Raw genomic sequence first — 17,089 nt, forward strand, 5'->3', positions numbered from 1 at the left:
CGGCGTTCCGAAAAAACTGATCGCGGCAGTTTGCGAACCGGACGCCCGGAACGGCTTATCGTCCCTCCGTATCCGCTCCCATGGGGAGGAGGTTTTCAACGGGCACCCATCCTTCTTCCCCGGAAGCGGGATTCCGGCACCATATCCAGCCGTTGAGCGCCTGGGAACCGGTCAGGACTACCCCCTCCTCCGCATTCAATTCCCTGGCGGAATAATCTTCCAGCGCTTCTCCCACGCTGCCGCCCAGCCATTGGAACACCTGTTTGGGAACCCAGCCCTTGTTCCGGTCTTCCGTCTCGCAGAAATACCAGTCGTTCCAGGCTTCGTTCTCCCCGTACTTCTCTCCAATGACAAGTCTCTCGCCCCTGGAAATAATGACGGGATTCGGGAACTCGCTTTGGTGCCTTTTGATTACCTGATACTTCGTGTTCGTATTGTTCGTTTGGGTTCCTTTTTCCGGAAAAACCGGGCTGCTGCGGCATTATTTACGGCTTAGCCGTTCCGGGATCCGTCTCCGGTTCCCGCATGCCCTTGTACCTCATGGGACGGTAGCCGCTGCGTTCCAGTACGGTCCGGCTGAAGAAATGTTCCGCACATTTCCAGACCGGCAGGGGGCCGGCTTCACTGCCCAGAAAAGCGTCCCTGCCGTCTCCGTGCCACTCAATGAACATGAGCACATGCCGCCCCGGTACGATCAGGATGTCCCCCGTTCTCAACTCTTCCCAGTCCAGCGGCGTGCACAGGGAAGGAAGTTCGCGCGTGGACCAGGGCCGGGACAGGCGCCAGCACCGTGAGACGAAACCGGAACAATCCACTCCGGCGGCAAACCTGCTGACCGCGTCGTCTCCCGCCGCCTGCTTTTCCGGGGTGCCCATGTCTCCGGCAGCGGCGGGGCGGCCTCCGTTTTCCGGGTCGCGGTTCAGGCGGCTGACGAATTGCCGCGGGGTATCGAACCCTCCCCACTTGTACGGCATGCCCGCGGACCGTGCGCCGGGCTTCCACCAGGCTCCCGCATGGGTGCCGGATGCGGACACGTCCGGAGTGTCTATCCTGATCCCGTCGGGATCCGTTCCGTGCCGGACGTTGTGGCGGGTCCCCCTCCAGGCCAGGTTTGTATACGCGCGGCTGGTGCGAAGGGCCTCCGTCCTGGTGACCGTGGGCGCGGCTGGCGGAATATCCGGCACGGGCGGAGAACAGGAAAAAAGGGCTGCGGAAAGAAGCACGCCTGCGGTGCGGACATTCATGGGGTAGTGTTTATGGCATCCGGCGGAGCCTTGTCAAGCTCCGGAGCGCATGTCCCTTGCAGCGGTTTAAAATATTGACTTGGCAAGAAAGGGTATGAGAAAGTGCCGATAGTGGCGGAGTGAGGGAATTTTCCTGCATCCGCCATAGCAATTTAACCCCGTATCAAACACCATTATGAACGAAACCAATCAATCATCCGAACCTGAAACGACCCAGGAACCCGTGATTCCTGCTTCTGTTCCACCCCCAACTCCCGTTCCCGCCCCCACTCCTGTTCCCGCCCCCACTCCTGTTCCGCCGCCGTCTCCCACGCCGGTTCCTCCCCCTTCCGCCGCTTCAGGTCCGCCTCCCCATCCCGGACCGCCTCCATCTCCCGAACCGGGTGTTTCACCGCAGTCCAACAGTGATAATTTTGCGCTCGTTACGGCGATTTCTCCTCTGCTCTCCCTGTTTACGATGGCTATTCCCGGACCGAACGTCGTTGGCCCGCTCATCTGCTGGCTGATCTGGAAGCAGGACTACCCCCTGGTGGACCAGATAGGCAAGAACGTTATCAATGCCCAGATTTCCTGGGGAATTTACCTGCTGGTGTCCTGGGCGTTCTTCGGAGTTCTGACCCTGATCTTCATTGGTTTCCTGTTCATTTGGATCCTTCCTTTGGTGTGGATCATCCTGTCCGTCGTGTACACGATCAAGATATCCAACAGGGAATACACGTACCAGATGCCCTTCACGATCACGTTCATCAAATAATCTCCGGATTGACCGAGAACATTCAACAGGGGCCGTCCTGCGCAACAAGCGGGGCGGCCTCCTTTTTTGAATCCGGTTATTCTGTCGGATAGGTGCGTGTTCCGTCCCCTGAAAATCTGCCGCCGTCCGGGGAAGCTGTTTCCGGTCCCGGCTTGTCCGGGAAAGGCAAAACAGGCTCTTTTTCCTGCCGCGGGCCGATGAAAACCTGGCTCCGGGAAAGAAAATTTCCGCCTCATTCCGGGAGAACAGGGCCATAAGTATCATCGGACCGGAAACTCTTGTCTTCGGGGAATCCGGCCGTGAAGGGGGCATGGCCGGAGGCCGGGCTGCCGCGGGATTGCGGCGGAGGACTAGAAAAAAGGAAAGCTTCCGCCTTTCCCGGTTAAAGGAAGATGCGGCACCCGGAGGAGGGGAATTCCCCTGCCTGCCTTCCGGCCAGGGGTTATTGGCCGGCCAGTCCCTCCTGAGCGTCTGTGTTCAGATGGGTATTTCCCGGTCGCTGCCGCCGTACATGAAGGTATGCAGCAGGCGCGTGACTTGGTTCTGGTCGGAATGAAGCTGTGCGGCGGGGCGCAGGGCGGCATACGTCAGGCTGTCGTGCCCGGTAAATTCCCTCATGTGGAATCCCTGGAAATTGGTCATGGGCTCGTTGTCGTGGTACAGCTTGCCCCTTCTCAGCAATTCGTCAAAGACGTGTTCCGCCTCCCGTGTGCGGGTCAGCGCCTTTTCCGGGTGCGGCACGCGGATGACCAGGGCGCCTCCGTCCCCGCGGAAATTGATGCCCGCGCCGGCCATGACGTCCGCGGAAGGCTGGCTGGTGATGCTGCCGAGCAGCAGCACCCCGTTGTCCACCAAATGGATGCGGTCGCAATGGGCGTATTCCTTCACGTGAAGCACGCCTCCGTAAATGTGGGTGGAAACGCTGCCCGTCAGTTTTTTAATGCGGGCCAGTCCGTGCCTGATAATGAACTCCGAGCCGTCGCAGGGCAGGTCTATCTCCGAGGCAAAAAGCCAGCCGTCCGTCATCGTGATGCGCCCTTCGTGCTCCCTGGCGCCCTGGATGCGCCCCTGTCCCATCAGCACGCGGCCGCCGTTGATCTCCAGGCTCCCGTTGGCCTTGTCCCCCAGGAACATGGTCATGTGGTCCGGCAGGTTGCCGATGAGCGTCAGGGTACCCCCGTTGCGCACGGCCAGGTGGGCGGTGCCGTGGCCGTGGTCCGGCTGGTTGGGGCCGCCCACATAGACGGGGGCGTTGATGATGTAAAGGCTGCCTCCGGCGTCAATGGTCAGGGAATCCTGAACATCCGTCTGTCCCTGGACCACGTCATTGGTGATGGTCACCGGGCACATATAGGAAACGCGGTTCATGGATGACGCTGAAAGCGGCATCATTCCCGTCAGGATGAATGGGTTGATATTGCTCATGGTATTGGTTCTACAGCTGGGTTGGAATTTGCGGCGTAGTAATAGTACGCCAATATGTTTGACCGTCCGGAAGTGAAAAATGTTCGGGTAAATTTCCTGATTTTTTCCGGGTGGGAGCGGAACGGTGAAAGGAGGATCGGGGGTCATTCCCATTCCACGCGGGTAAGCTCCAGCTCCCGCCCCCGGAGGATGGCCAGGGCGGGCTCCCCGCAGCCGGGGCAGATGTAGCCGTGGTACGTGAAGAGAAAATCCTCTTGGCAGTCGTCGCAGCGGCAGAGGGCCTCCACCCAGGTGACTTCCAGGGCGGCGTTCTCCGCCGCGTAGGCGTCTTTCAGGGCCAGAAAGGCGGATTGCAGGGCGTCCGGCACCACGCCGCTCAGGCTGCCGATGGTCATGTGCACGCGCACCAGCCGGGAGCCGCCGTTTTCTTCCATGAGGCGGCGCGCCATGTCCAGCGCCCCTTCCATGATGCCTACTTCATGCATGGGAGTTTTCCCGGTCCGCGCAGTCCTCCACCGCCCGGGCAATGAGGTTTTCAATCAGCTCCAGAGCCTGCGGCATGGCCGCCCGCACCTCTGCGGACATGGGCTGGCAGAACTCCGTGTGCGCGGCCTCCACCCCCACCAGCGTGATGGCGCGCGGCAGGGTGCCGCAGAGCTGGGCGGCGCCCAGCACCTCTTTCATGCCTATCTGGTGCGGGGAAATGACGCGGGAGAAATGGCGGGGGAGCTCCTCCTTGCTGCGCGTGACGAGCGTGCCCGGTGCGGCCCCCGTCTTCACGGCGTCCACCAGGATGACCGTGTCCGCGTCTTCCAGCAGGGGCAGCAGCGTCATGCCCAGGGTGCCCCCCTCCTCCACATGCACCAGCGGACCGTAGTCCCGTTCCTGGAGCCGTTTCGCCAGCTCCACGCCCACTCCGTCGTCCCCCATGAGCGGATTGCCCACGCACAGCACGAGCACGGGATAGGCGTTCCCCTTCACGGGGCAGCCGCGCAGGGCTTCCATATATTCTTCAGCTTCCATGAACGTTGATCCGGTATTATTCATCCCTGAATTTCACACCCTTGCGCAGCCAGCGGCCGCCGCTGAACATGGAGGAAATGGTGCCGTCCCGGTCCACGTTCCCGGAAAGAATGGACAGGTACACGTGGATCATGGCGAAGATGATGAAGCACCACATCCCGATCAGGTGGATCAGGCGCACGTACGGAACCCCGATCAGGTCGTTTAGCGGCATGAACCAGTGGTAGAACCAGTGGCGCGGCTCATACAGCGCGTACAGGGCCAGCCCGGTGACGATCATGGTGGTGAACAGGACGTACACGCCCGTGTATGTCCACTGCTGGAGGGGATTGTGGCCGATGTAGCGCGGGCCGTCATAGCTCCGCGCAAAAACGTAGTCCACCGCCGTGGTGTACAGGTCCTTCCACTGTTGTCTGGAGACGGGGAACAGCGCCCGGAAGCTCTGGTACTTGTTGGAGGCCATGAAAAAGCAGGAAAAGCGGAGCATCATCACCACCACCAGCGTCCAGCCCAGGGCGTAATGGACGAAGCGGAGCGTGCCGAATTGGAAAGCGCCGTGCAGGTCCCCCATTTTCAGGAACCAGCCTTCCGCGATGCAGATGCCCGTGGCGGCCAGGCCGATGATGCAGAACACCCATGTCCAGTGCAGCACCCGCAGCGGCCAGTCCCAGACGTGGAAGTAGCGGAAATTGGCCTTGGCCTTGGAAAGATGGCGCACGTCCCGCATGGCGTGCATGGGCACCACGCCCAGCAGGCGCCACGGGGCGCCGGAGCGGTGCACGGCAATTCCCACGGGCTGGAAGCCGGACGGATCGTAGGCTTCAAAAGCCTTGTTCATGCGTTCCTTTTCCAGATTGCTGACCTCGCACAGTTTTTCCAGGGCGTTCAGGTTGCCGCGGGCCACCATGAAGGGGACGGCGTCTTCCTTGTCCGCGGCCTTCAGGATGGCGGTGCTGTAATGGCGTTCTCCGGACGGGGCCTCCCAGGAATCCGCCTGCTGGGCGTAATTCAGCTGGATGCCGCGTTCCCGTGCCGCGTGCAGCAGGGCCAGGTCCCCCGGGTCCGTGCTCCCGTTGGGGGAGGCGCACACGGCCAGCGCCAGGATTTCCTCCGGAGAGTAAACGGTACTGGCCGGAATGGCATCCTCCACCACCAGGGTGAGGTCTTCATTGATGAGGGTCGTTTTCACGGGTCCTGTCTGGTCAGAATGGCCTCTCCCTCTTCGTCAAACAGATGGACGGCGCAGGATTGGCACGGGTCATAGCTGTGAATGGTGCGCAGGGGCTCCACGGGGCGGGACGGGTCCACCAGCGGATGCGTTCCGGTGTGGGCCAGGGAATACTCGTACGGCCCCATCTGGCCTTCCGCGTCCCGTCCGGAACTGTTCCAGGTGCTGGGAACCACGGCCTGGTAATTCACCGTCTGGCCGTTTTCAATCCTTACCCAGTGGCTGAGGCTGCCGCGGGGGGCTTCCACCCAGCCCACACCCTTGCAGGAGGAGGGCCATGTCTCGGGCTCCCATTTCTCCGGGTTGAAGGTGGCGGTTTCCCCGTTCTTGATGCGGTTCGTCATTTCCTGGAGCTGGTCCACCATCATGTCCACATTGATCATGGCGTCCAGGGCGCGGCCGTACACGCGGCCCAGCGTGGAATTCATGAAGGCGTTGTCGCGCGGCAGCCCCAGCTTGTCGCAGGCGGCGTCCACCCGTTCCACGATGGCGGGAACACCCTGGGCGTAGCCGATCATCATGCGGGCGTTCGGGCCCACGGCCATGGCGTGGCCGTCGTAGCGCGGAGCCTTCACCCAGGTGTACTGGGGCCGGTCGGAAAGCCATTTGTAGGGAGGCCTGGGCCCGTTGTAATCCGCGTCCGTCTGGCCGTCGTACGGGGCCAGCCCCGCGTCCCGGCCCTCCGTGTACTTGTACCACGCGCTGGTGACGAACTCCTTGATCTTGTCCTGGTCAAAGGGAAGGACATTCTTGTAATCCCCGTTCAGCAGCACGCCCGGCTTGATCATGCCCTTTCCGGCGGGGGCCCCGGTATTGATCTCAGACGGGTCCCCGGTGCAGAACAGGTTGGGATTGGACGCGCCGATGTGGGCGTAATCCTTGTAAAAACCGGCAATGGCCACGATGTCCGGGTAGTACACCTTGTGGATGAAATCGTGGCAGGTATCCACGAGCTGCTTCAGGTAGCTCAGGGAAAACTGGTTGATGGCCTGGTCGTTGTTCATGTTGATGGCGCAGGCCATGCCGCCCACCAGGAAATTGGGGTGCGGGTTCTTGCCGCCCAGGATGGTGTGGATCTTGATCATGTCCCTCTGCCAGACGAGGGCCTGGAGGTAATGCGCCACGCCCAGCAGGTTCACCGCCGGCGGGAGCTTGTAGGCGGGGTGGCCCCAGTACCCGTTCGTGAAAATGGAATACTGTCCGTGGGCGATGGAATCCTTCAGCTTCTTCTGCACCCCGGCAAAATACGTGGCGGAGGAAAGGGGCCAGTCGGAAAGGGACTTGGCAATCGCGGCGGTCTCATTCGGGTCCGCCTTCAGGGCGGAAACCACATCCACCCAGTCCATGGCCTGGAGCTGGTAGAAATGGATCACGTGGTCCTGAATGCCCAGCGCGCCGCTGACCAGGTCCCGCATAAGTTTGGCCTGGATGGGCACGGGGTATTGCAGGGCGTCTTCCACCGCGGCCAGCGCCGCAATGGCGTGGGTGCCCGTGCAGACGCCGCAGATGCGTTCCACGAAGGCCCACACGTCCCGCGGATCGCGCTTGCAGGCGATCACTTCAATGCCGCGGTACTGGGTGGTGGACGTCCAGGCGTTCTTGATCACGCCGTCTCCGGCCTCCATCTCCACCCGCAGGTGGCCTTCGATGCGCGTCACGGGGTCGATGACCACGCGGCTGGATTCCGGAACGGCCGCTGATGTGTAATTGCTCATGGTAATCTGGTGTAAAAGGCTTCTTATTCTTCAGTTTCCTTGTCGGGGGAGCCGGGCGCGTCCCCGAAGGCGGGCAGGGAGACGTTCGCCTCCTCCTTCATGTGCTGCCGCCTGTAGTGAATGGCGGACCCCACCGCATGGGCGGCGATGGCCGTGCCCGCGGCGGCTACGCCCACGGCGCCGATCACGTTGGCGGAGGCCTCCACGCCGAAACCGTTCACGTTGGGCAGCGTCTTGTAGAAGGGAGTCATGCGGTCGAAGAAATACAGCTCCGTGCAGCCGATGCACGGGTGCCCGGACTGGATGGGGAAGCTGACCCCGCCGTTCCACTTGACGATGGGGCAGGGAGAGAAAGTATCCGGCCCCTTGCAGCCCACCTTGTACAGGCAGAAACATTCGCGCGCGTTCTCGTCGTCAAACACGTTCACGAACTGGCCGGCGTCAAAATGGGCGCGGCGCGGGCAATTGTTGTGGATGCGCGTGCCGTACGCCATCAGGGGGCGCGTTTCCAGGTCGCACTCCGGTGCGCGGTCAAAAGTGAGAATGTACATGATCACGGCCGTGATCACGTCCCCGATGGGGGGGCAGCCTGGCACGTTGATGACCGTGCGGTCCGTCAGGATGTCCCGCACGCCCACGGCCCCCGTGGGATTGGGGCGTGCTGCCTGGATGGAGCCGAAGTAGGCGCAGGAGCCCACGGCCAGGATATAGGAGGCGTTCTCCGCGCAGCGGCGCAGCAGGTGTTCCACCGTTTCCCCGGCCACGGTGCAGTAAATGCCGCCGTCGTTGACCGGAACGGACCCGTTGATGACCAGGATGTGGGGTTCCTTGATCGCCTCTTCCAGCGCCTGGTTGGCCGCCTCCCCGGAGGGGGCCATGAGCAATTCCACATACGGCATGGACACGGCGGAAAGCACCATGTCCCCGATCTCCTCATTATAGCTGCGGATGGTGCTTTCCAGGCACCCGGTGCATTCCTGAAGCTGGAGCCAGATAACCACGGGACGTTTGAGATTCGCCATCTTGTCCGCGATTTCCTGGGCGTTGGAAACGCCGCCGCTCACGGAGGCCACGCCCATCAGGGCGATCATTTTCAAGCACCATTTATTGAATTCCCGGCGGCTGACGCCGCGCCGCTCCATGTGTTCCCCCAAGGTTTCCCCGGGTCGCCAGGTGGTTAGAATCTCATGGTTCAGGGAGGCCTGTTCCGCCTCCTTCAGGGAAGATAGCTCAGTGCGCTTCATGTGCGTGGTCCGGGTAAATATGTTTCCATTTAGACACGATTTCCGGGAAATGCGATCAATATTTTCCAATATTTCCGGTGCGTCCCCTTACCAGGACCACACGTTCTGGATCTGGAAAACCACGGCGGTCTGGCCCCGGCGGCCGTTGACGGGATTCTTCACGAGCTGAATGTCGGGCTGAAGCGTCATGGTGGGCGTTACCTGCATCACGTAGGTCAGTTCAATGCCGTATTCATTCTTATTCACGTACGGTCCGTTCTTCCTGGCCCCCTGCTGCCAGAGGAAGCCCAGGCCCAGGTAGCCGTCATTGGACGCGCCCTTCCCGTAAAAGGGGGAAAGAAGCACCAGCCCCGTGGTGGCCGCGCAGCGTACGCCGGTCAGCGTGGCCGCGTCGTCACTGGCCCAGCCGCCCCGGAAAAACCAGCCCAGATGGCTGTGGCGGCCGAGCTGCTGCTGGAAGTTGACGCCCACGCCGCCCCCGTTTTCGCTGTCGCTGGTGGTGAAAAAGGGCTGGAGGCGGTACACGCCCGGCCCCCATCCGCAGAAATCCTCCGCCACGTAGCCGAACTCAAGCACGTTGGTCCAGTTGTCCGAGTTCATATTCTTGAACGGATTGTGGTTGGCTGTCATGTTGTTGGCGGCGGTGGCGCCCATCACGTAAAAGGAGGTGGTGGGCTGCCAGGCAAAATGGAAACCCAGGGAATTATCCGTGAGCGGAAGCATGGGATTGTTGCCGAAAACGCTGTTGGTCAGGTTATTGTTGTGGGAATTGGCGTATGCGTTGTGGTCCATGTAATTGGTGGTGTCCAATTGTCCCGCCATCAGCAGGAGCTTGCCGCCCGCGCCCACCCAGGCCAGGCTCAGGTTGCTCAGGTGCGGATCCGGCCCCTGGAAGGAACTGGTGGGATTCTGGAGGGAGCCCAGCGTGGTCTGGGGGCCCGCATTCCCCTCATTGAAATGAAAACCGTTGCCGAAGTCGAACTCGGAAGCCAGGTACATGCCGCTGCCCGTGGAATTGTTGCGGAACAGGGTGATGTTGGTCAGCAGGGAACCGTTGTGGGAGGCGAAATCCTTTCTGCCGTTCAGGCCGCCGCCCGTCAGGCCCGTGTAATTGAAACCGTACTGGGCGGAATAGGTGATGCCGTATCTGGACAGGGCTGTTTTAATTTTTTGCGCTCCTGTGGAAATCATGTCCTCGCGGATCCAGGCGTTCGGTTCCACGCAGGTATTGCCGAAAACGTAGGAACTGTCCAGATACGGCATCATCTTGAGGGGCTTGGGCGCAAAAAACTCAATGCCGGGCTTGGACGGGCGGGAAAGGTGCTGGAGAAGAATGCTCGGCTTGGTGGGCACGCCAGGCGTGCGCTTGGTGATCTGTTCCTCCGGCTTCAGCCCCTTGATCAAGCTGGGGCTTATTTCCCTGCCTTCCAGCGGCCTGACGCGCAGGCCGCGTTCCGTATTCAGGTAAACGCCTTCCGGGGACGGCTGGGGCTGGAGAACCTGCTGGGCCAGCACGGGATCACAGGAAACAAGGGCGGCGACGGCAAAAAAAGGAGGAAGCAATACATGTTTCATATGACAGTCAGACAAGGCCGTACCCGGAATTGTCATAACGCGGATAGCATGCTGACACGAATACCCGGCAGACCCTCGCAAAAAGGGGCGGAGGGCCGGGCGCCTCCCGTAAAAGCCGGTGAATCCCGGAGCGGTTTCTTCTGCGGCGTTCCGCCGGGACTGCCGGACCGGGCTGTCCGTGCGGAAATCCCGTAATTCCGGGGTCAGTCGTTCCCGTACAGGGGGGGAACGGGAGCCTTTGCCGGAAGCGTGTACAATTTTTCAATATCGTCCAGGTACCTGGCGATGGGCGTGTTGGCCGGAGCCTCCTGCTCCCGGATCAGCTTCATGGTTGCCGCGTAGGAATCAAACGTCTTTCCGGAACCGGTCCGGGTGTTGATTTCATACCAGTCCATATAATCCCGTACGCGCCGGGCCGTTTTCATGGAAAGTTCCCGTATTTCCCGGAGCTGGCTGATTTTCGGAGCGGCTTTCCTGCGGTCCAGCCTGTCCGTCTGCATCAGGGCGACGAGCTTGGCGTATTCCACGATGACGGGACGGTAGGAAGGGAACGAGCGCCTGCTGAGGTTGAACAGGTTGCCGGATATGTTGGAAAGCTGCCTCTTCAGGTCGGTCAGGGAGGCGGCCTCCTCCAGATTGTCCACGGGAAAAGTGGAGGTGGTCCGCGTGTCCGGATCGTACTTGACCAGGGTGAGGGCTTCCTGCAAATGCCTCTCCGTCTCCATGATCGTGAGGGTTTCCGTCACGGGTGGGGTAGCCATGCGGGAAAGCTGGAGCGTCCACCATTTGTGCAGGGAGGAGGGCGTCAGATTGAGCTGGGGAAAATGGCGCTTGATGAGGTTTTTGGGATCGTCCCCCCCCAGAATCGCCTGGTCCAGCAGTTGTTTCATCCCTTCCGGGCCGTTTTTCTGGTTCAGCAGGCAGAGCATCAGGGCACCGCAGGAAGTCTGGTAGGCGGCGTAGGAGGTGGCGTCCAGCTCCTTCTCTGGCTCCCGGCTTTTCAGAATATCGTCCGGGCTCATGATGCCGTCCTGCTGGAACAGGGTGGAATACAGCGCGCGGTCCGCTTCATTGGTCTGCCACAGAACGGCCTGTTCCAGCCCGGTAATGAGCCAGGCAGGAAGGCTGACCTGTTCCGGCAGGCCCTCCGGATCGATGTTCCGCAGCATCATTTCATAAAGCAGGGTGGAAATGACCGCGTTCCGGAGCCTGTCCTGGTTGATGCCGCGGCCCAGGTGGATGTAAATATTGTACGTGATGGCGTCCCCCAGGATAGTGGTCTGCATGCGGATGGGATTGGGCGGAACCGGGGTGCCCGGTTCCCCCAGCAGGCGGATGATGATCCGGTTCTTCCACTCGTTCGGCTGCTTGAGGATTTTCAGCAGCGCCGTACGCATGGAATCCGCGCGGGAGGCGATGGCGCCGGCCAGCAGGGCGTCCTGACCAATCACGTGGAACTGCTTGGAAGAGGAAATGCTGGTGAAGGGCTGTCGCTGTACCGGGGCTTCCGTGGCGGGAGCCGCCGCGGGCGGGGTTGCCATTTCTCCGGACGGAGCCGCAGGAGCGGGAACGGGTTCGGCAACGGGCGCAACGTTGGACCGGCCCTGCAGAACGGGGCGGTCGGAGGAATCGTCCAGATGGTCCGTGTTCGGAACGGGCAGGGGGACTGTTTCTTCATGCGCGGCGGCAGGCGGCGCGCTTTCTTCCCGTTCCGCCTCCTGTCCGCAAACGCAGGGAACAAGGAGCAGGAGGGGCAGAAGAAAGCTGGTGCATGTTCCTCCGGGAATCATCGGTCGGGATCGGGTTAATCGAATTGTTCCGCCAGGCAGCCGAAATCCTCTTCCGCATGACCTTCGCGGCACAGGCGGTCCATGATGGAGGAGACGAGCGCCGCCGCGGGAGGCTGGATGCCCTTTTCCGCCGCCAGTTCCTGGGCGTAAACGCTGTCTTTCCTCATATTGTCCAGGGAAAAGTGGGTGGAAAAATCGCGCTCCGCCATCAGGGGAAGCTTGAACGCCGCCAGCGGGGAGGCGATGACGTTCCGGGAAATGGCCTGCCCCAGCAGTTGCGGGGAAATGCCGTAGGCCTGGGTGATGGCCAGGGCTTCGCTGAGGCTCTGGACCATCGTGGCGGAAATCATGTTGGTGACCAGCTTCACGACGGTGCCGGCGCCCACGCCGCCCGCATGGAGAATATCCTTCGAGCTGTGTTCCAGAACGGGGCGCATGCGGTCCAGCGTGGAGGAATCCGTTCCCGCGTAATAAACCAGTTCTCCCTTTTCCGCGGGCATGCGGGAACCGGTAAACGGGCAGTCCACATACGTGCAGCCGATCCCGGAGCACATCAGGGAAAGCTTGTCCACCGTGGCCAGGTCGATCGTGGAATGGTTCAGGATCACATGTTCCGGGGTGAGGGCTCCCCTCATCTGTTCAAACACCTCCAGGCAGGCGTCCCTGTCCTTGAGGTAAATCTGGATGATTCGGGAGGCGCGGACGGCGTCCGCCGGGCTTGCGGCCGCGCGGGGGTAACCTTCACGGGGCGTGCGGTTCCAGACGGTCACGTCGTCTCCCAGGGAGATCATGTGGCGGGCAATGCGCGAGCCGATGATCCCCAGGCCGAGGATGGAAACTTGATGCATAACGGGATTCGGGAATGAAAAGAGGGATCAGGAACCGATGCGGAAACGGCTTCTTCTGCGCGGTTTTTCCGTGGCTTCCGCCTGTGCCTGTGCCTTGGCGGGCGCGGCCTCCGCCTGCTGGCCGGCGGCAGTAGGCACGGGGCCTGCCTCCTTCACCTGGGACGCCAGGGAAGCGGATTCCGGTTCCGTACGGAGGCTCACGGCGATGTGCCGGGATGCCGGAGCGGGGCGTTCCTGGGCGTTCGGATCTTCCGCAATGCTGGCGGGAACTTCCCCGGCTTCGTGCGGAATGGCTTTCGGGTCGCTTACCGCAACGGCCATGTGGGTGTCGGGAACGTCCGGAGCCGGTGCGGCTTCCTTCTCCGCCTGCTTGCGGCGCGGCAGCGTGCTGGTGCCGGTGATGGCCAATTCCAGGTCGGAATCCGGCAATCCTCCGCAGCGGATGGCGGCGTCATAGCTCTTGCGGGCCTGCGCGGTACGGCCCAGCCGGGAATAGGTCCATGCCAGGTTGAAGTGGGCTTCGGAGGATTCAGGAAGGATCTTCAGCGCGTTTTCAAAATGGCCCACCGCCTTCTCGTAATTCCCGGCGCTGGTTTCCAGATTGCCCAGGTAAAGCATGGCCGGGGCGTTGGCGGGGTCCAGCCTGACGGTCTCCGTCAGGGAAGCCAGAGCCTGCTGGTCGAGCCCGGCGCGGTACTGCGCCACCCCCATCATGAACCATGCGGGGGAGGAGCGGGCATCCAGGTCGGTGGCCTTCTTAAGATATTCTATAGCCTTCTCCGCCTTGTTGCGCTGGAGCAGAATGGTTCCCAGGTTCACCAGGGCGGGGACGTGGTTGGGCTGCAAATCCAGAAGGGTGCGGTAGAGCTGTTCGGCCGCCACGTAGCGCTTTTGGGCAAAGGCTTCCGCGGCTCCCTGGCCCAGGGCCTCTACCTTGAGTTGTTCGCGCACGGCGGTTTTTATGCCTCGGTCTGCCTGGTCCGGAACGGCGGAGGAAGCTGAAAGAGCGGCCAGTTTCGCCTGCTCATTGAACTGGCGCGTCAAATCCTCCAGTTTCCGGTTGAGTTCCTCCACCTGGCGGTTTTTCTGTTCCACCGCGTCCCTGGCTTTTGCCAGGGCTTGCGCCTGGGCCTTGTTCGCCTTGCTGTTCTTGGACGCGTCATTCTTCATTTTGCTGCGCGCCAGTTCCAGCTCCTTGGAAAGCTGGGCGGCCTTTTCCCGTTCCGCGGAAAGGTCCCTGGCCAGCTTGTCCATTTCTTCCCTCTGCCGGTCAGTCAGGAAAAGTTTTAACTTGCTGTCCCCCTCAAGGGCGTTGACGATCTGCTGTTCGGCGGGCGTCAGCTTGATGATGTCCGTGTTATTCAGCAGGGCCGCAATGTCCTTTGTCGCCGGGTTTTGCTGGAACTCCCTCATGTAAGTGTTGATGAGCAGGGTGCGGCTCTGGTCCTGGATGGAGAGAATGCGGTTCTGCTTGGCGATGATGGAGCGCATCAGCGTAACTTCTTCCATAAGCAGGGGGCTTTTTTCCGGATGCTCGGACAATTTGGAAAGTTCCACATCCGCATTGATCAGCTTGGTCATCATCTCCGTGATGCGCTTGCGGTAGCCGATATTCTCGTCGCGGAGGGCGATCAGCTTCTGCTTGAGCCCGGCGGACTCTGTACGGGCTTCTTCCAGAGCCTTCAGGTTGGCCTTACGCTGCTCCTCGGAATCGGAATTGGCCGTTTCCAGCGCGGCGATCCTGTCCTGCGCATCCTTGAGCTGGGCCGTCAGGGTCATGTTGCGGTCCAGCAGGTTCCTGGTCTTGTCCGGATTGTTCAGTGCCACCAGAGCCGCCAGCTGGTCGCGTTCATTCTTCAGAGCGTCTCTGTCGTCCGTCATCTTCTTCAGGGCATCTTCATAATCCTGAACCTGCTGCTGGAGGGAAGCTATCAGTTCCAGATGCTGATCTCTTTCCTTCGTCAGCGTGGCGACGGTCTGTTCCAGTTCCCGCACGCGCGGAATCAGGGTCTGGAGAAGCTTGTTATTCTCAGCCCTTTCGTCTTCCATCTGTTTCCTGACCTTGATCAGCTCGTCGCGATAAACGGACTCTCCCGTGGCGGACACGGCCAAGTCTGACAGCGCTTTTTCCAATTGCCTGCGGGTGCGCTTGAGAGCATCAATCAGGGCCTTGTTTTCCATTCTGGACTTGTCCAGGGCGTTGCGGATGCGGTCATAGCTGCTTTCCACGATTGCCGGAGGGGCGCCGGGAGACACGGACAGCCCCGGAACAGGATTGATGAGAGGTTCCCCTGGCGTTGCCGGGAATTCCACGCCCTTGTACCCGGGTGGCAGGGCAATGTTGGGTTTGGGTCTGGGACGGTTTGCGGAAGGGACGGCGGCCGGCTGTTCCACGGCCAGAGCGGGCCCTGCCGGGCGCGCTGCCGCCTGCTGCTGCGCCAGTTTTTGCCATTGGTCCAGGTTTTCCCTGTTGATCTGGCGGCGCTGTGCGAGCAGGTTGGGCCTCCATTGCGGATAGGCCTTGACCAGGCGCGCCAGTTGTTCCTCCGCCTGCTGGGTGAGGCGGATGGCTCCCACGTAATCCCGCTTCTCCGCCAGTCCGGCGGACTTGTTGACCAGGCTGAGCGCCTCCACGTACATGTCCGAGGGATCCTGCCACGTTCCGGAGGCTGGGGGCATGGGGGGCGGCACATAGATACCCTCGGCCATGAGCGGCAGGGCGCCGCAGGAAAGGGCCATAGCAAGGGTAACGCCAAGGGGGAGAGGAGTCATCATGGGGAGAAGCTCTGTTTACATACTTCAACCCGGACTAAACTGCAAGGATAAACCGTGTCCTTGTGCTTGTGTTCGGAATACGGAGTGCTAGACTTTGCGGCAATCCTTGATTTTCCTGATGAATATATCTGTTTTAGACCGTTTTTTGAGGTATGCGGGCGTGGGTACGCAATCGTCCCCGGACTCCGGAACCGTGCCGTCCACCCCCGGCCAGACCGTACTGGCCCGGATGCTGGCCGCAGAACTGCGGGAAATGGGGGCGCAGGCGGAGCTTGATGAAGCTTCCGGCATCGTGTACGCCTCCATCCCTTCCAACATCCGGAAAAAGGTTCCCGCCATCGGCTGGGTGGCGCATGTGGACACGGCTCCCGGCGTGCCGGGCAGCGGCGTAAACCCTTCCGTCGTGCATTCCTATGACGGGGGTGACATTGTGCTGGACGGGGAGCGGGGCGTCGTGCTTTCCCCGTCCGTCTTTCCGGAATTGAAGGAATATGCCGGCCAAGACCTGGTGGTGACGGACGGGAAAACCCTGCTTGGCGCGGACGACAAGGCGGGCATTGCGGAAATCATGGACATGGCCGCCTCCTTCCTGCTGCATCCGGAACGCCCCCACGGAGACATCAGGATCGCTTTCACCCCGGATGAGGAAATAGGGCGCGGCGCGGATAACTTCGACGTGGCGCGCTTCGGCGCGGACTTTGCCTACACGGTGGACGGAGGGCGGCTGGGAGAAATCGAGTATGAAAACTTCAACGCCGCTTCCGCCGTGGTGACGGCGCACGGCAAAAGCATTCATCCCGGAAGCGCCAAGGGCAGGATGGTGAACGCCTCCCTCCTGCTCATGGAATTCCAGGCCATGCTGCCCGCGTTCCAGAATCCGGCGTGTACGGAAGGCTACGAAGGATTTTACCATCTGGACTCGTTCCGCGGGGATGTGGAACAGGCCGCGGCGGAATACCTGATCCGGGACCACGGCTCCGCGGAATTCGAGCGCAAAAAGGAATTCATGCACGACTGCGCCGCCCTGCTGAACCGGAAATACGGGGAGGGCTCCGTCGTGGTGGAAATCCAGGATTCCTACTACAACATGCGGGAAAAAATCCTACCGCACATGCATCTGGTGGACCATGCCCGCCGGGCCATGGAAGCGGTGGGCGTGCGGCCGGAAATCGTCCCCGTGCGCGGCGGCACGGACGGCGCGCGCCTTTCCTTCATGGGGCTGCCCTGTCCCAATCTGTGCGCGGGCGGCCACAACTTCCATGGAAGATACGAGTATGTCCCCGTGCAGTCCATGGAGAAAATCTCCGCCATCCTTCAGGAAATCGTTTCCGGATACGCCCGCGGGGAATGAGCGTCCGCTGATGGACAAAGACGGCCCGGAGCTGTTTTCGCCGGGAATGCCGCAGAGGCGTTCCTTCCCGTGCGGTATTCTTTCACGGGCGGGGAAGGAGCCTTCCGCGTGGCTCCG

General features: G+C 61.4%; 14 protein-coding genes and 1 pseudogene. 2 read left to right on the plus strand and 13 right to left on the minus strand.

What is annotated here, in order from left to right; all coding sequences use genetic code 11:
• Positions 1–55: 55 nt before the first annotated feature.
• The 3 genes and pseudogenes from HMPREF3039_RS13985 to HMPREF3039_RS00915 all read right to left on the minus strand — a co-directional run bounded on the left by HMPREF3039_RS13985 (position 56) and on the right by HMPREF3039_RS00915 (position 1,244).
• Entirely contained in the window at positions 56–259 is a 204-nt protein-coding gene (locus HMPREF3039_RS13985) for a hypothetical protein (protein WP_197457143.1), read from the minus strand.
• A gap of 12 nt (positions 260–271) precedes the next feature.
• Positions 272–412: pseudogene (locus HMPREF3039_RS14560) on the minus strand (hypothetical protein); the annotation flags it as partial.
• Positions 413–485: 73 nt separating this feature from the next.
• The gene (locus tag HMPREF3039_RS00915; protein ID WP_067573318.1) at positions 486–1,244 is read right to left on the minus strand and encodes a hypothetical protein; all 759 of its coding nucleotides are present in this window, start codon (positions 1,242–1,244) and stop codon (positions 486–488) included.
• A gap of 175 nt (positions 1,245–1,419) precedes the next feature.
• Here HMPREF3039_RS00915 and HMPREF3039_RS13440 point away from each other — a divergent pair, with 175 nt between their 5' ends.
• Positions 1,420–1,998, plus strand: a complete 579-nt coding sequence (locus HMPREF3039_RS13440) for a DUF4870 domain-containing protein (protein WP_147549739.1) — start codon at positions 1,420–1,422, stop codon at positions 1,996–1,998.
• 477 nt (positions 1,999–2,475) lie between these two features.
• On the opposite strand, the gene HMPREF3039_RS00930 is transcribed toward HMPREF3039_RS13440, so the two are convergent.
• The 10 genes from HMPREF3039_RS00930 to HMPREF3039_RS00975 form a co-directional block, all read right to left on the minus strand.
• Positions 2,476–3,423 (minus strand): hypothetical protein, encoded by a 948-nt coding sequence (locus HMPREF3039_RS00930; RefSeq protein WP_067573618.1) that lies wholly within the window; start codon positions 3,421–3,423, stop codon positions 2,476–2,478.
• A 143-nt stretch (positions 3,424–3,566) separates the two neighbouring features.
• Positions 3,567–3,908: a hydrogenase maturation nickel metallochaperone HypA/HybF gene (locus tag HMPREF3039_RS00935; protein ID WP_067573616.1), complete on the minus strand. Its 342-nt coding sequence runs from the start codon at positions 3,906–3,908 to the stop codon at positions 3,567–3,569.
• Positions 3,901–4,446 carry a HyaD/HybD family hydrogenase maturation endopeptidase gene (locus HMPREF3039_RS00940; protein WP_067951843.1) on the minus strand — a complete coding sequence of 182 codons (546 nt, stop codon included), beginning with the start codon at positions 4,444–4,446 and terminating at the stop codon, positions 3,901–3,903. Before HMPREF3039_RS00940 ends, HMPREF3039_RS00935 begins: the two co-directional genes overlap by 8 nt.
• Positions 4,447–4,462: 16 nt before the next feature.
• Positions 4,463–5,635 (minus strand): cytochrome b/b6 domain-containing protein, encoded by a 1,173-nt coding sequence (locus HMPREF3039_RS00945; RefSeq protein ID WP_067573614.1) that lies wholly within the window; start codon positions 5,633–5,635, stop codon positions 4,463–4,465.
• Positions 5,632–7,389 (minus strand): nickel-dependent hydrogenase large subunit, encoded by a 1,758-nt coding sequence (locus HMPREF3039_RS00950; protein WP_067573612.1) that lies wholly within the window; start codon positions 7,387–7,389, stop codon positions 5,632–5,634. Before HMPREF3039_RS00950 ends, HMPREF3039_RS00945 begins: the two co-directional genes overlap by 4 nt.
• Before the next feature lie 23 nt (positions 7,390–7,412).
• On the minus strand, positions 7,413–8,633 hold the full coding sequence (locus HMPREF3039_RS00955) for a hydrogenase small subunit (RefSeq protein ID WP_231863811.1): 1,221 nt from the start codon (positions 8,631–8,633) through the stop codon (positions 7,413–7,415).
• 87 nt (positions 8,634–8,720) lie between these two features.
• A complete protein-coding gene (locus tag HMPREF3039_RS00960; protein WP_067573610.1) occupies positions 8,721–10,208 on the minus strand; it encodes a carbohydrate porin in 1,488 nt (495 codons plus the stop codon).
• Positions 10,209–10,411: 203 nt separating this feature from the next.
• A complete protein-coding gene (locus tag HMPREF3039_RS00965) occupies positions 10,412–11,998 on the minus strand; it encodes a hypothetical protein (protein ID WP_067573608.1) in 1,587 nt (528 codons plus the stop codon).
• A 14-nt stretch (positions 11,999–12,012) separates the two neighbouring features.
• On the minus strand, positions 12,013–12,846 hold the full coding sequence (locus tag HMPREF3039_RS00970) for an NAD(P)-dependent oxidoreductase (RefSeq protein ID WP_067573606.1): 834 nt from the start codon (positions 12,844–12,846) through the stop codon (positions 12,013–12,015).
• A 27-nt stretch (positions 12,847–12,873) separates the two neighbouring features.
• Positions 12,874–15,621 (minus strand): tetratricopeptide repeat protein, encoded by a 2,748-nt coding sequence (locus HMPREF3039_RS00975; protein WP_082770131.1) that lies wholly within the window; start codon positions 15,619–15,621, stop codon positions 12,874–12,876.
• A 118-nt stretch (positions 15,622–15,739) separates the two neighbouring features.
• On the opposite strand from HMPREF3039_RS00975, the gene pepT reads away from it, so the two are divergent.
• Entirely contained in the window at positions 15,740–16,972 is a 1,233-nt protein-coding gene (gene pepT / locus HMPREF3039_RS00980; RefSeq protein WP_067573602.1) for a peptidase T, read from the plus strand.
• The last annotated feature ends 117 nt before the right edge of the window (positions 16,973–17,089 follow it).

Source organism: Akkermansia sp. KLE1798 (genome assembly GCF_001580195.1).
In the GTDB taxonomy this organism is placed as follows: Bacteria; Verrucomicrobiota; Verrucomicrobiia; order Verrucomicrobiales; family Akkermansiaceae; genus Akkermansia; species Akkermansia biwaensis.

Bases quoted from the DNA above. Each gene is read 5' to 3' on its own strand.
- HMPREF3039_RS00965 (WP_067573608.1), bottom strand. From the start codon at position 11,998: ATGATTCCCGGAGGAACATGCACCAGCTTTCTTCTGCCCCTCCTGCTC.
- HMPREF3039_RS00975 (WP_082770131.1), bottom strand. From the start codon at position 15,621: ATGATGACTCCTCTCCCCCTTGGCGTTACCCTTGCTATGGCCCTTTCC.
- HMPREF3039_RS00955 (WP_231863811.1), bottom strand. From the start codon at position 8,633: ATGAAGCGCACTGAGCTATCTTCCCTGAAGGAGGCGGAACAGGCCTCC.
- HMPREF3039_RS00935 (WP_067573616.1), bottom strand. From the start codon at position 3,908: ATGCATGAAGTAGGCATCATGGAAGGGGCGCTGGACATGGCGCGCCGC.
- HMPREF3039_RS00930 (WP_067573618.1), bottom strand. From the start codon at position 3,423: ATGAGCAATATCAACCCATTCATCCTGACGGGAATGATGCCGCTTTCA.
- HMPREF3039_RS00915 (WP_067573318.1), bottom strand. From the start codon at position 1,244: ATGAATGTCCGCACCGCAGGCGTGCTTCTTTCCGCAGCCCTTTTTTCC.
- HMPREF3039_RS00950 (WP_067573612.1), bottom strand. From the start codon at position 7,389: ATGAGCAATTACACATCAGCGGCCGTTCCGGAATCCAGCCGCGTGGTC.
- HMPREF3039_RS13440 (WP_147549739.1), top strand. From the start codon at position 1,420: ATGAACGAAACCAATCAATCATCCGAACCTGAAACGACCCAGGAACCC.
- HMPREF3039_RS00970 (WP_067573606.1), bottom strand. From the start codon at position 12,846: ATGCATCAAGTTTCCATCCTCGGCCTGGGGATCATCGGCTCGCGCATT.
- HMPREF3039_RS00940 (WP_067951843.1), bottom strand. From the start codon at position 4,446: ATGGAAGCTGAAGAATATATGGAAGCCCTGCGCGGCTGCCCCGTGAAG.
- HMPREF3039_RS00960 (WP_067573610.1), bottom strand. From the start codon at position 10,208: ATGAAACATGTATTGCTTCCTCCTTTTTTTGCCGTCGCCGCCCTTGTT.
- pepT (WP_067573602.1), top strand. From the start codon at position 15,740: ATGAATATATCTGTTTTAGACCGTTTTTTGAGGTATGCGGGCGTGGGT.